This window comes from Arthrobacter sp. 10N44_2 (assembly GCF_056394385.1).
The window spans coordinates 18,340-31,504 of the sequence record NZ_JBFTHT010000020.1 but is presented as its reverse complement, the minus strand read 5'-3'; the positions used below and the strand labels follow the sequence as shown (position 1 = coordinate 31,504).

At 66.1% G+C, this 13,165-nt stretch carries 10 protein-coding genes; 6 read left to right on the top strand and 4 right to left on the bottom strand.

Annotation, left to right across the window (positions count from 1 at the left end):
• Positions 1-12: 12 nt before the first annotated feature.
• Both AC1DBX_RS17995 and glyA read right to left on the bottom strand, forming a co-directional pair.
• A complete protein-coding gene (locus tag AC1DBX_RS17995; protein ID WP_026539064.1) occupies positions 13-1,233 on the bottom strand; it encodes a sarcosine oxidase subunit beta family protein in 1,221 nt (406 codons plus the stop codon).
• Positions 1,230-2,570, bottom strand: coding sequence for a serine hydroxymethyltransferase (gene glyA / locus AC1DBX_RS17990; RefSeq protein ID WP_476859559.1), 1,341 nt, complete (start codon positions 2,568-2,570; stop codon positions 1,230-1,232). The genes AC1DBX_RS17995 and glyA overlap by 4 nt, the downstream gene beginning before the upstream one ends.
• A gap of 143 nt (positions 2,571-2,713) precedes the next feature.
• Here glyA and AC1DBX_RS17985 point away from each other — a divergent pair, with 143 nt between their 5' ends.
• The 4 genes from AC1DBX_RS17985 to AC1DBX_RS17970 all read left to right on the top strand — a co-directional run bounded on the left by AC1DBX_RS17985 (position 2,714) and on the right by AC1DBX_RS17970 (position 7,644).
• Positions 2,714-3,385 (top strand): GntR family transcriptional regulator, encoded by a 672-nt coding sequence (locus AC1DBX_RS17985; RefSeq protein ID WP_476873351.1) that lies wholly within the window; start codon positions 2,714-2,716, stop codon positions 3,383-3,385.
• A 625-nt stretch (positions 3,386-4,010) separates the two neighbouring features.
• Positions 4,011-5,420: an MFS transporter gene (locus AC1DBX_RS17980; protein WP_476932376.1), complete on the top strand. Its 1,410-nt coding sequence runs from the start codon at positions 4,011-4,013 to the stop codon at positions 5,418-5,420.
• A gap of 63 nt (positions 5,421-5,483) precedes the next feature.
• The gene (locus AC1DBX_RS17975) at positions 5,484-6,740 is read left to right on the top strand and encodes an aminopeptidase P family protein (RefSeq protein ID WP_223914764.1); all 1,257 of its coding nucleotides are present in this window, start codon (positions 5,484-5,486) and stop codon (positions 6,738-6,740) included.
• 94 nt (positions 6,741-6,834) lie between these two features.
• On the top strand, positions 6,835-7,644 hold the full coding sequence (locus AC1DBX_RS17970; protein WP_243178252.1) for an IclR family transcriptional regulator: 810 nt from the start codon (positions 6,835-6,837) through the stop codon (positions 7,642-7,644).
• Positions 7,645-7,680: 36 nt separating this feature from the next.
• Here the strand turns inward: AC1DBX_RS17970 and AC1DBX_RS17965 are convergent, their stop codons facing one another.
• Complete coding sequence (locus tag AC1DBX_RS17965; RefSeq protein ID WP_230008773.1) at positions 7,681-9,225, bottom strand: PucR family transcriptional regulator; 1,545 nt, start codon at positions 9,223-9,225, stop codon at positions 7,681-7,683.
• A 107-nt stretch (positions 9,226-9,332) separates the two neighbouring features.
• Between AC1DBX_RS17965 and AC1DBX_RS17960 the strand changes: the two genes are divergently transcribed.
• Positions 9,333-10,862, top strand: a complete 1,530-nt coding sequence (locus AC1DBX_RS17960) for a purine-cytosine permease family protein (protein WP_476932375.1) — start codon at positions 9,333-9,335, stop codon at positions 10,860-10,862.
• A gap of 15 nt (positions 10,863-10,877) precedes the next feature.
• The gene (locus tag AC1DBX_RS17955) at positions 10,878-11,849 is read left to right on the top strand and encodes a polysaccharide deacetylase family protein (protein ID WP_476932374.1); all 972 of its coding nucleotides are present in this window, start codon (positions 10,878-10,880) and stop codon (positions 11,847-11,849) included.
• A 114-nt stretch (positions 11,850-11,963) separates the two neighbouring features.
• Here AC1DBX_RS17955 and AC1DBX_RS17950 read toward each other — a convergent pair whose 3' ends face one another.
• A complete protein-coding gene (locus tag AC1DBX_RS17950) occupies positions 11,964-13,124 on the bottom strand; it encodes a M20/M25/M40 family metallo-hydrolase (RefSeq protein ID WP_476932373.1) in 1,161 nt (386 codons plus the stop codon).
• Positions 13,125-13,165: the final 41 nt, after the last annotated feature.

Below are 13,165 nucleotides of genomic sequence, written 5' to 3'. Positions count from 1 at the left end.
CCTTACCTCTTTCTAATGGGCCACGGCGGCGGCGCCGTGTTCGTCGATCAGGGCGCCGGTTTCGAAGCGCTCGAGTGCAAAGGGCTTATTGAGTTTGTGCGGTTCTCCGGTGGCGATCGTGTGGGCGAACGTCAGCCCGGCCGCCGGTGTGCCCTTGAATCCGCCGGTGCCCCAGCCGCAGTTGACGAACATGTTTTCCACCGGGGTGGTGCCTACGATCGGGGAGGCGTCCAGGGTRGTGTCCACGATCCCGCCCCACGTCCGGAGCACGTGGGCCCTGGCGAAGATCGGGAAGAGTTCGACGGCGGCTGCCATCTGGTGCTCGATCACGTGGAAGGATCCGCGCTGGCCGTAGCCGTTGTAGGAGTCCACGCCGGCGCCCATGACCAGTTCGCCCTTGTGCGCCTGGGAGACGTAGACGTGGACGTGGTTGGACATGACGACGGTGGGGTGGACGGGTTCGTGCAGTTCGGACACGAGTGCCTGGAGCGGGTGGGACTGGATGGGGAGCCGGAATCCGGCCATTTCGGCAAGCACCGAGCTGTGCCCGGCGGCGCAGAGTCCGACCTTTTCGGTGTTGATGGTGCCGCGGGTGGTCTTGACCCCGGTGACGCGGTTGCCGTCCTTGATGAAGCCGGTGACCTCGCAGTTCTGGATGATGTCCACGCCGAGCTCGTCGCATTTGCGGGCGAACGCCCAGGCGACGTGGTCGTGCTTGGCAATGCCTGCGCGCGGCTGGTAGGTGGCGCCCATGACCGGGTAGCGGATGTTGTCGTTGATGTTCAGGATGGGGCAGAGTTCCTTGACCTGCTGCGGGTCCAGCCACTCGGCGTCGACGCCGTTGAGTTTATTGGCTCCGACGCGGCGGACGCTTTCGCGGACGTCGCCCAGGGTGTGGGCCAGGTTCATAACCCCGCGCTGGCTGAACAGGAAGTCGTATTCGAGTTCCTCCGGCAGGATCTCCCAGAGTTTCAGGGCGTGCTCGTAGATCGCCGCACTCTCGTCCCAGAGGTAGTTGGAGCGGATGATGGTGGTGTTCCGGGCCATGTTGCCGCCGGCGAGCCAGCCTTTTTCCAGGATGGCGATGTTGGTCATCCCGTGGTTCTTGGCCAGGTAATACGCCGTCGCCAGTCCATGTCCGCCGCCGCCCACAATCACGGCGTCGTAGGAGGACTTGGGGTCCGGGTTGCGCCAGAGGAAGTCCGGGTGCTCCGGCAGGTGTTCGGTGGTCATTGTGCTGCTCCAATCAGTTCTGCCTCAAGCCCGGTCGCCGTCGTACCGGTGCCGAGATGCGGGTAAAGGGGGAACCGGTCCGCGAGGGCGCTGACGCGTCCACGCAGTTCAGCGGCGGTTTGGTCGCTGAGTTCGTCCCCGGGCGCCTGCGAGATGAGGGCGGAGGCGATGATGTCCGCCACCTCGGTGAACTCCGCGGCACCGAAGCCGCGGGTGGCCAGGGCGGGGGTGCCGATCCGCAGCCCGGAGGACACCATGGGCGGGCGGGGATCGAAGGGGACGGCGTTGCGGTTGACGGTGATGCCGATCCGGTGGAGCCGGTCTTCGGCCTGCTGCCCGTCCAGTTCCGAGTCCCGCAGGTCCACCAGGACCAGGTGCACATCGGTGCCGCCGTTGACCACGGAGATCCCGGCCGCCGCGACGTCGTCCTTCAGGAGCCGGGACGCGAGGATCCCGGCGCCTTCGAGCGTGCGCTCCTGGCGTTCCTTGAACTCCGGTGACGCCGCGATCTTGAAGGCCACGGCCTTGGCCGCGATCACGTGTTCCAGCGGGCCGCCCTGCTGGCCGGGGAACACGGCGCTGTTGATCTTGCGTGCGTACTCCTCCTTGGCCAGGATCACGCCGCCGCGCGGTCCGCCGAGGGTCTTGTGCGTGGTGGTGGTGACGACGTCGGCGTAGGGGACCGGGTTCGGGTGAAGCCCGGCGGCCACGAGGCCGGCGAAGTGTGCCATGTCCACCATGAGGTAGGCGCCCACGAGGTCGGCGATGCGCCGGAACTCGACGAAGTCCAGCTGCCGGGAGTAGGCGGACCAGCCGGCCACGATCATCTTGGGCCGGTGCTCAAGGGCCAGGGCCTCCACTTCGGCCATATCCACCAGGTGGTTGTGCTCGCTCACGTGGTACGGGACCACGTTGTAGAGCTTGCCGGAGAAATTGATCTTCATCCCGTGGGTGAGGTGGCCGCCGTGGGCCAGGGCCAGTCCCATGATGGTGTCGCCCGGTTCCAGGAGGGCGAACATGGCGGCGGCGTTGGCCTGCGCGCCGGAGTGCGGCTGGACGTTGGCGTACTCGGCGCCGAACAGGGCCTTGACCCGGTCGATCGCGAGCTGTTCGATCACGTCAACGTGCTCGCAGCCGCCGTAGTAGCGCTTGCCCGGGTAGCCCTCGGCGTACTTGTTGGTCAGCACCGAACCCTGTGCCTCCATGACCCCGGCGGGGGCGAAGTTCTCGGACGCAATCATTTCCAGGGTGGACTGCTGGCGCTTCAGTTCGCGCGCCACGGCCTCTTCGACCTCGGGATCGACTACGGAAAGTCGCTCGTTCAACTGCTCAACCACGGTTGCTCCTTTGAAATACCACTATTGCTATGACTGATATATCAGTGTGAGAACAATGGTATGATTGAGATCACACCAGAGTCAATAGCCGGAAGCCAAGTGGAACCAGGCTTCCGGTTGAAATCCAGAAACGGGGCCGAGCTGTGAATGCACTCACCGTCCTGCCGCCCGCAGAGGACGAAGCCATCTCCCAGGCGGAGGCCGCGTACAGGCAGTTGCGCGACAAGCTGATCATGCTCGAAATCCGGCCGGGCGAACCCATCAATGACGGGCAGCTCGCCGCCGAGCTCGGGTTCGGCCGTACTCCCGTGCGCGAGGCGATCAAGCGGCTGGAAGTGGACCACCTGGTGGTTTCCTACCCGCGAAGGGGGACCTTTGCCACCACCGTGGACTTCACGGAACTGGCCGACGTCTCGGAAATCCGGGAACTGCTGGAACCTCTGGCGGCGCGGCGGGCGGCAACGCGGGCCAACGCCGCCATGCGCCGCGAGCTGCTGGATGTCGCCAAGACCATTGCGGAACTGGCCCCGAGCCCAGCAGAGTCCCGGGAGCTGATGCGCTACGACCTGACGGTGCACCGCCTGATCTACCGGGCCGCGGCCAACCCTCATCTGGAAGACACGCTGATCCGCTACGACAACCTGGCCACGCGCATCTGGTGCCTGGTCCTGGACAAGGTCCCCTCGGTCAGCGGCCACATCACCGAGCACGTGGAGCTGCTCAAGGCGGTGGCCGACGGCGACGCGGACAGGGCCGGCGAGCTCGCCCTGCACCACGTCACCAGCTTCGAGGAGACCATCCGCAAGGTCCTCTAGCCGCGGCGACCCTCCCGCCGAGGTCGCGGGAAGCGTGCGGGCTCGCCTTAAGCTTCCGGCGAGCCCGCACGTGACCGGCGACTTCGACCACGACGGGCGCCCGAGTCACCGCCGCAGTGGATTAGAGTTCCGGAACTTCAGCCGTTTCTCTTCCAGCGCTTCGGCCACTTCACGTTCATCAGAAGCAGCCCCAGCAGGAGCGAGTCGACGGTCATGATTCCGGCCATGAGATAGGCCCACCCGGCCATCATGGCTCGTCCGCCGTCCGGCGGCCGGAAGTGCGCGTGCGTACCAGAATGCCCAAGACGATCTCCTGACCTGGCCCCCCAGTCGCTCGATAGTTCACCAAGTCTCGCACCGCGGCGCCCCGGAGGGAACCGCGCCGCCGCCCGGCCCAAGCTTTTCACAAGGCAGCAGGTCAGAGGCGCATCTGTCGCAACCCCGTCTCGTTGAACGCAACCTTGAGTTCCAAGGTGGGCCGCTCCCAGGGCTGGCGCGCCCGGGCATCTTCATTGACTTAATCCACAAGCCTGAAACAAAAAGGCATTGACCGTGTCATGCGTCACGCCTATTCTGGTGCAACAGCGTTGCACTGATTGCAACTCCAAAACACTTTGGTGGACACATGAGTAACGAAACTTCCTCCCCCGCCACTCTTGCGGGGCAGACCAGCCCGGAGTCGAATAGCGGGCATGGCAGTACGTCCTCGGGACAGACCACGTTGAGCGGCCATGCGGCCCCTGGCGGCCACGATCCCGCAGTCAGTAAGGAAACCCGACGGCGGGTCGTCGCCGCCAGCTTCATCGGAAACTTCGTCGAATGGTTCGACTACGCCGTCTACGGCTACCTGGCCGCAACAATCGCCGCGGTCTTCTTCCCCGAGTCCAATCCCCAGACGGCGCTTCTACTGACTTTCGCCCTCTTCGCCATCTCGTTCCTGGTGCGGCCGCTTGGCGGCTTCGTCTGGGGCCACATCGGTGACCGGGTGGGGCGCCGGACTGCCCTTTCCCTGTCTATCCTGATCATGTCCGGAGCGACCTTCTGCATCGCACTGATCCCGGGGTACAACTCCATCGGCATCTGGGCCCCGATCCTGCTCCTGGTGGTGCGCGTCGTCCAGGGCTTCTCCGCCTCCGGCGAATACGCCGGCGCGTCCGCCTTCCTGGTCGAGTACGCCCCGGCCAACAAACGCGGCCTGTACGCGGCGGTGGTTCCGGCCAGCACGGCCGCGGGCCTGCTGCTCGGCTCCCTGCTCGCGGGCCTGCTGACCGTCCTGCTCAGCGCCGAGGCGATGCAGAGTTGGGGATGGCGCCTGCCGTTCCTGCTCGCAGCACCGATGGGCCTGATCGGACGCTACATCCGCACCAAGCTCGAAGACACGCCGGTGTTCCGCGAACTGGCAGAGGAGGACCAGGCCATCAAGGCCCCGGTATCCAGCCTCTTCCGGAAGCACTGGCGGTTGCTGCTGAAGGCCGTCGGAGCCGTGCTGCTCAACGCCGTCGGGTTCTACGTGATCCTGAGCTACATGCCCACATATCTGTCCTCGGAGCTCGGTCTCGGCGCGGCCGAATCCTTCCTGGCCACCACCATCGCCCTGGTGACGTACATCGGGTTCATCTTCCTGACCGGTATGCTCTCGGACCGCTACGGCCGCAAAAAGGTGCTGATCGCCGCATCCTTGAGCTTCATCCTGCTGACCGTACCGGCCTTCGCCCTGCTGGGCACCGGGAACTTCCTGGTGATCGTCCTGGTCCAGATCCTGCTGGGCGGCATGCTGACGCTCAACGACGGTACGCTCCCGAGCTTCCTGGCGGAGATGTTCCCCACCCGCGTCCGCTACAGCGGCTTCGCCGTCAGTTTCAATCTCTCCAACGCGCTCTTCGGCGGCACCGCGCCGTTCATGGCGACCCTCCTGATCGCCGCGACGGCCAATGCCCTGGCTCCTGCCTGGTACCTCGCCGGCGCCGCGGCTATCTCCCTGATCGCCGTAGCGCTTTCCCGGGAAACCAGCAAAGAACCGCTGCGCCACGAGTAGCCCGCGCCGGCGCCCCCAAATTTTCCCCTCCAAAGAACAGCAATGCAGAAAGGCACCACCACCATGACCATCGCAACGTCCAACAATGCTTCGTCCATCGCCGAACTGGAGCGACTGAAAGTCCTGCACAACGGGCAGAAGGAAAAGCTGACCTTTTCCAACGCCGAATTTGAGCGCCGGCTCGGCGGACTGCGCCGCATCATGGCCGAAAAGGACCTGGACGCCGTCGTCCTGACCAGCTACCACTCCATCAAGTACTACTCGGACTTCCTCTTTACCTACTTCGGCCGGTCCTACGCCATGGTGGTCACCAAGGACGACACCGTGACCGTCACGGCCAACATCGACGCCGGCATGCCGTGGCGGCGCAGCTATGGCGACAACGTGGTGTACACGGACTGGCGCCGGGACAACTACATCTTCGCCATCCAGGAGGCGCTGCGCACCCGCGGCATCAACCCCCGCCGGCTCGGCGTCGAAGACGATTCGCTCCCGCTGGACAACCGCAACAAGATCCAGGCGGCCTTTGCGGGGGCCACCCTGGTGGACGTGGCCCAGGCCGCGATGCGCCAGCGGATGATCAAATCGGCGGAAGAGATCGAGGTGATCAAGCACGGGGCCCGCATCGGTGACCTGGGCGGCGAAGCCATCCGCAACGCCATCACCGCCGGCATCACCGAATATGAGGTCGCCCTGATCGGCACCGAAGCCATGGTCCACGAAATCGCGCGGACGTTCCCGGACTCGGAAATCCGTGACACCTGGGTCTGGTTCCAGTCCGGCATCAACACCGACGGCGCCCACAACTGGGCCACCACGCGCAAGATCCAGGAACACGACATCCTGTCCCTGAACTGCTTCCCCATGACCTCCGGCTACTACACGGCACTGGAGCGCACCCTGTTCTACGGCGAACCCGACGCCCGCTCCCTCGAACTGTGGAACATCAACGTCGAGGTCCACAAGCGCGGCCTCGAGCTCATCAAGCCCGGAGCTGTCTGCAAGGACATCGCCGCCGAGCTGAACGAGATCTACGTGGGCCACGGGCTTCTCGCCAACCGGACGTTCGGCTACGGACACTCCTTCGGCGTCCTGAGCCACTACTACGGCCGCGAAGCCGGACTGGAACTCCGCGAGGACATCGACACGGTGCTCGAGCCCGGCATGGTGGTCTCCATGGAACCCATGATCACCGTCCTGGACGGCCAGCCCGGCGCAGGCGGCTACCGCGAGCACGACATCCTGGTGGTCGGCGAAGACGGAGCCGAGAACATCACGAAGTTCCCGTTCGGCCCCGAATACAACATCATCGGAGCCTGAGGCGCCCAGACCCCCTGAAGGCAAGACCCAGAAGCGGCGCCACGTCCACCGTGGCGCCGCTTTTGGGCCCTCATGCGGAATGATGGTAGACACCATGACCCCAGCAGAATCTCCCGGGACCACCGGAAACGGCGACACCAAGGGCACCTCCGTCATCGTCAACGCCATCGCCGTGCTGCGAACCTTCACGGCGGACGAACCGTTGCTCGGAGTCACCGAGATCGCCAACCGGGTGGGCCTGCACAAGAGCACGGTTTCCCGGATCCTGGCCACGTTCGAACAGGAACACCTGGTGGAACGCGATCCGGAAACCCGCCGCTTCCGGCTGGGGCTGGGACTGATCGCCGTCGCCGGGCCGTTGCTGGCCGAACTGGAAGAACGGCGGGTGGCGTATCCCGTCCTGCGTGAACTCACCGAACAGACCGGCGAAACCAGCGCCCTCATGGTGTGGAACGGCGCAGAGTCAATGTGCGTGGAGCAGATCGCCAGCCACCACCAGATCAAGCACACCACCCCGCTGGGAGCCCGGTACACCGACGCCATGAGCGCCTCCGTGCAGGTCTTCCTGGCCGCAGCGCCCGTCGAACGCGTCCGTGTGCTCCTGCGCAGCGGGGCGATCAGCTACCCGGGACTCGATGATGCGGGCCTGGATGGCTACCAGATCAAGCTCAAGGACGTGACGGCCCGGGGCTGGGCCATCAACTACGGCGAATCCTCCATCGATGAAGTGGGCGTCGCCGCTCCCGTCCACGACCACCGCGGCGACATCGTGGCGGCCGTCCTGATCTCGGCGCCCCGGTTCCGCGTCTCACGCGAGGCTCTGCAGAGCCTGGGCGAAGCGTGCGCCGCTGCGGCCGATAAAATCACCAGCCGGCTGGGCGGGCGCGCGTCCAGCAACGGCTAGCGCGGCCCGCGCCCGGACTAAGGCGCCGAGCGCACGTCAGCTGAGCCGGGCCAGCCGCGCGGCCAAATGCAACGCTGCGAGCCGGCCCGTCCGCCGGGGGTCGCCGCCGCACAGCTCGAAGATCCGCTGCAGCCGTTGATGCATCGATTGCCGCTCCACGTGCAGTTCCCTCGCCGCCTGGGCCGTGTTGCAGCCGGAATCCAGCCACATGGCCAGGGTGCCAAGCAGCCGGGAATTGCGTTGCGCATCATAATCCAAGAGAGCCCCCAGCTGCTGGCGCACGAAGTTCCGCCGTTGGCCAGGGTCCAGGCTTCCCACGGCAAGGCGTTCGACGGCGAATGCCTCGCAATCGATCACGGGACTGTGCGGACCTTGGGTTCCCGTATGTGGTTGCCCCAGCGCGCCCGCCAATTCCAGGGTCAGCCTGGCCTCCGACAAGGACCATGGGGCTTCCGAAATCCCGACGGCCACCGGGCCGACGGCAACCAGCGTGTCTGATGGGGCCGGTAGCGCCCGCAGGCCAGCCAGAAGTGCGTCCCTGCTGTCCAGCGGACTATCGCCCGGGAGGACCACCACCGCCAGCAGCTCGGCATTATCGACATAGGTTGCGCTGGGCTGCGCCCGCCGGGCCAAGAGCTGCTCCACAGAAGCGCGGAGGTGTTGGAGCATGCCGGAGCGGACCATGATGGCCACGATTGTGGCACCCGGCGGAATCCCGGCCGCGGAAGCCAATTGCTGGAGCCGCCAGGCCTGGCTGCCGGAATCAATCGCGCGAAGCAGGGCCGCCCCGGCGACTTCCTTGAGCCCGGGGGACATTCGCTGCAGCAATGCCAGGGCCAGGATGTCGACAGAACGATTTCCGGCCGTCCGGGCCAGGTTCTGGTCCTCGTCCGCCGGGACCCGCAGCAGCAGCTGAGCCGCAAGGATGCCGCGGATAGGCACGTCGATGTGAATCAGGCGTGCCTGCTCCTGCGGCCCAACGGTGGAGGCATCGACGTCGGCCGCCTCGGCCCGCCCCGGGCTTGCGCTGGCCAGGGTCGCGCCGGCTATGGACGTCAGCGTCACCTCGGCATTGATGATGCCGGCCAGCACGGCGAGGATCCGGTCCAGGCCACCGCCGTGCGCCAGTTCGACGGCCATCGCGTGACTGGCCTCATCGGCCCGCCGCAACTGCGATACCGAGTCGCTGACCAGCATCGAATTGATGGCCTGCGTGATTCCGACGAACGGCACCACCCCGCGAAGTTCGATCAGCGGAAGGCCGGCTGCTTCGGCGGCCGCCACCATTGAGGACGGCAGGGACGGCAGGGCGGACCCGGTTTCGATAGCTACGGCGGCAACGCCCCGCTCCGCCAGTTGGCGGATGTAGTTGACCTGCCGCTCCTCCGAGGCGAGGGCCAGGGCTTCTCCGCCCGTCAGCAGAAGTTCCCCGCCAGCCAGCAGGGGCGCGATATCAATGATTTCACTGGAGTGGATCCACCGCAGCTGCGCCCGGGCGGCGGCCCTGGCCGCGGCGCGGACAATGGGGTCGGCGGCCGCCATGGTCGGATGGTTCAGGACGTCTTGAAGAAGGATGGACATTACACTCCGTCGCGTTGCTCTGGGTATATTTAGACACATTGTATATAGTGGTATGTGGCCCACGACACATAATCTTGAGGAATCCCACACATCCTCGGAGGCTCCACATGCGTCAAAAATCCCCAGCGGCCCCTGCCGGCACCGCGCCGGAAGCGAGCGTAGACCACGAAGCGTGGCTCCAGCCCATCCCCGAATCACAACGGACCCGCAAGGTCTCCGGCCAGTTCTGGATCTGGGCCGGCGCCAATCTCGCCCCGATCAACTGGGTGCTCGGAGCGCTCGGCATCCAGCTTGGCCTGGGATTCGCGGACACCGTCACGGTTCTTGTCCTCGGAAACCTGATCGGGATGCTGCTCTTCGGCTGCTTCGTCCTGCTGGGCCAAAAGACCGGAGCGACCGGCATGGTGCTGGCCCGCGCCGCCTTCGGCCGGCGCGGCAACTACCTGCCCGCCGGCATCCAGGCTCTCCTGGTGATCGGCTGGTGTGCGGTCAACACCTGGATCATCCTGGATCTGGTCATGGCCTTGTTCGGAACGCTCGGCTGGGTTGACCCGGAGGCCAAGAACTACGCCTGGAAGATTGGCATCGCCACCTTCATCATGGCTGTACAGGTAGCCATCGCCTGGTTCGGCTATAAAGCCATCGCCGCCTTCGAGAAGTGGACCGTGCCGCCCACCATCATCATCTTGACCGTGATGTCGGCAGTGGCCTGGTTCGGCATGAAGATCAACTGGACCTACGCCGGCCCGGCGGGGCACATCCTGGAAGGCTCGGAACGCATCGCCGCGATGAGCGCAGTCATGACGGCCATCGGCATCGGCTGGGGCATCACCTGGTTCACCTACGCCGCGGATTACTCCCGCTTTGTCAGCACCTCGGTGCCCAAGCGCAAGGTCTACCTCGCCTCGGTGCTGGGCCAGTTCATCCCGGTCGTCTGGCTGGGCATCCTGGGGGCCAGCCTGGCGACCAACACGGGTGAAATTGATCCCGGCAAACTCATCGTCCAGAACTTCGGCGCGCTGGCCCTCCCGGTGCTGCTCATGGTCCTGCACGGCCCGATCGCGACCAACATCTTGAACATTTACACCTTTTCCGTCGCCACGCAGGCCCTGGACATCTCCATCAGCCGGCGCAAGTTGAACCTGTTCGTCGGCGTCTTCTCCCTCGCGGCTGTGATCTTCTTCATCTTCCAGGAGGATTTCGCCTCCGTGCTGGATGCCTGGCTGATTGGGCTGGTCGCCTGGGTGGCTGCCTGGGGCGGAGTCATGCTGGTCCATTACTTCTGGATCGAGAAGCGCTGGCCCGGCGACCCAACCCGGCTCTTTGACGCCGTCGGCACCAAACGCCTGCCGGGCGTGAATCCGGCCGGTGTCGCTTCCCTGCTCATCGGCATCTTCGCCACCTGGCTGTTCATGTACGGACTGGTGCCGGCCATGCAGGGGCCCATCGCCGTCGCCCTGGGCGGATGGGACCTGTCCTGGCTCGCCGGGGGACTGGCCAGTGCCGCGGCTTACGCCGTCCTCGGTCCGCGGTTCCACAGGAAGTTCCTGGATGTCCCCACCCCCAGCGAACAGGCCGCAGATTCACCTGACGCTACCGGCCTTGCGGTCACATCAACCACGCCCGCCGCCCTCTAGCAGGAGATCAACCCCGTGAACTTACCCGCTTTCGCCGATACCGCCCATCCCATTACCTGGCCCGAAGGTCATCGTGCCGCGGCGTCCTTCACCTTCGACGTCGACGCCGAATCCTGCACCATCGCCCATGACCCGCAGAGCACCAGGCGCATGTCCCTCATGACGCACCAGTCCTACGGGCCCAAGGTCGCCGTCCCGCGGATTCTGCAGATCCTCGAGCGCCAGCAGATCCAGGCGACGTTCTTCGTCCCGGGTTTCACCGCCGAATGCTACCCGGACGTGGTCCGCCGGATAGCCGACGGCGGCCACGAGATTGCACACCACGGGTACCTGCACGAACCCATGCAAGGCATCGACGCCGCCACGGAGGCGCGGTACCTGGACCGGGGCCTGGATGCCCTGGCCAAGGCCGCCGGCGTCCGGCCGACGGGCTACAGGGCACCGTGGTGGGAGCTCAACTGGCATTCCCCGGCCCTCCTTGCCGACCGCGGGTTCCTGTATGACTCAAGCCTGCTCGACGGCGACGCGCCGTACCGCTTCAGCGTTGCCGAGGCAGACCCCCGCGATCTCGTGGAAATCCCTGTCGACTGGGCTTTGGACGACTGGGAGCAGTATGCCTTCTACCCGGGCGTCACCGGAAGCGGCGTCATCGAAAGCCCGGCCAAGGTCCTCGAAATGTGGACGCTGGAGGCCGAGGCCCACCACGCTGCCGGGAGCTGCTTCGTCCTGACCAACCACCCCTTCATTTCCGGCCGGCCGTCCAAGGCCGTGGCCCTGGAACAGCTGATGGACCGGGTCAAGTCGATGGACGGCATGTGGGTCACCACCATGGAGAAGATCGCGCAGCACACGCGCGACTCCGTCGAGGAGATCCACACCCACGCGCGCATTGCCGTGCCCGGATTCCCGGACACCGGCGCACAGTTCACACCGGCCGGCGTGCGGCAGCCCCAAGGAGCCACGGCGCGGCGCGGGGCCGGAATCTAGGGCACAAATTTCGGCCCTGGCAAGCACAGGTCCCCGGCACGGCCCCTCGTCAGAAGGTGGCTGGGCCGGGGACCTTCCTGCGGGGCGGCCCGGAGCCGGCGGCGAAGCTGGTGTTTAGCCGGTCTTGGCCATCGCGTAGGCCACGGTGCCGTAGGCCAGGGCGCCGGACATTTCGGTGAGCAGTTCCGGGTTTGTGTTGGCGATCGTGTCGCAGGCCTCGTGGTAGCAGGGATCGAGGTCCTTGCCCGCCACCCCGCCATAGGCCTGCGCCTGGGCCTGGGTCTTCCTCTTCTCATCCCCGGTGAACAGCCCGCCGCCGGGAATGCCGGCCGAGAGGAAGGCGTCGTAGTCCGAGCCCCCGTCAAAGGGCGTGGTCTCGGCCGGCAGCGCGTTCTCCTGGAAGTACCGGAAGAAGACGTCCTCGATCGCCTTGGACCCGGCCGGGCCGGCGTCGCCGAAATCCGATCCGTCCCCGTCATGCACGGACCGCACACCGTTGGGCGAGGCCGCCATGTCCACGTTCAGGTTCGCCGCGGTCTGGCCGATCTCGGCCGCACTGAGTTCGTCGACGTAGTGCTGGGACCCGTACAGGCCGTCCTCCTCGCCGCCCCAGAACGCGAACCGGACCCGGTTGGCCGGGGCGATCCCGGCCTCCTTCATCCACCGCGCGGTCTCCAGGACGGCCGCGACCCCGCTGCCGTTGTCATCAATGCCCGGGCCCTCCTGCACGGAGTCCAGGTGCGCGCCCACCACCACGGTGTGCCCGGCACTGCCCCCGGTGTCGGCGAGGATGTTGAAGGACTCCACCGTCTTGCCGCGGCGGCCGTCCTCTTTGAACGTGAAGCTCTGCCGCACCGGTTCATACCCGGCGGCGCGCAGCTGTTCCTCGACGTAGCGGGCCGACTCCTCATACCCCGAGGTGCCCGAGGCCCGGTTCCCGCCGTTGGCATCGGCCACGCGCTGCAGCGCCTGCAGGTGCCCCACCATGTCCCGGGACTTGAACGCCGCCAGCACCGTGCGCGCATCCACCGTGCTCGCCGGGGTCAGCTGCGGGACCGCAGCACTCGGGCTGGCGGACTCGGCGGGTGCGGCGGATTGGCTCGTCCCGCCGCCGGATTTGCCCGGTGTGCCACCTGAGGGTGTGCCAGATGGTGTGCCACCGGACGGAACGCCGGCCGACGGGATGCCAGCCGCGACACCGGAGGTACAGGCCGACGTCGAGAGCAGGACCAGGGCGAGGAGCGAGGGAAGTACGTGCTTGCGGAGAGTGATCATGCCGGGAGCCCATCACTAGTCGGTACAAGTTCGCTTGCTCC

Coding starts and splice junctions, on each gene's coding strand:
- AC1DBX_RS17960 (WP_476932375.1), top strand. CDS start 9,333: ATGCGTCAAAAATCCCCAGCGGCCCCTGCCGGCACCGCGCCGGAAGCG.
- AC1DBX_RS17975 (WP_223914764.1), top strand. CDS start 5,484: ATGACCATCGCAACGTCCAACAATGCTTCGTCCATCGCCGAACTGGAG.
- AC1DBX_RS17965 (WP_230008773.1), bottom strand. CDS start 9,225: ATGTCCATCCTTCTTCAAGACGTCCTGAACCATCCGACCATGGCGGCC.
- AC1DBX_RS17950 (WP_476932373.1), bottom strand. CDS start 13,124: ATGATCACTCTCCGCAAGCACGTACTTCCCTCGCTCCTCGCCCTGGTC.
- AC1DBX_RS17980 (WP_476932376.1), top strand. CDS start 4,011: ATGAGTAACGAAACTTCCTCCCCCGCCACTCTTGCGGGGCAGACCAGC.
- AC1DBX_RS17970 (WP_243178252.1), top strand. CDS start 6,835: ATGACCCCAGCAGAATCTCCCGGGACCACCGGAAACGGCGACACCAAG.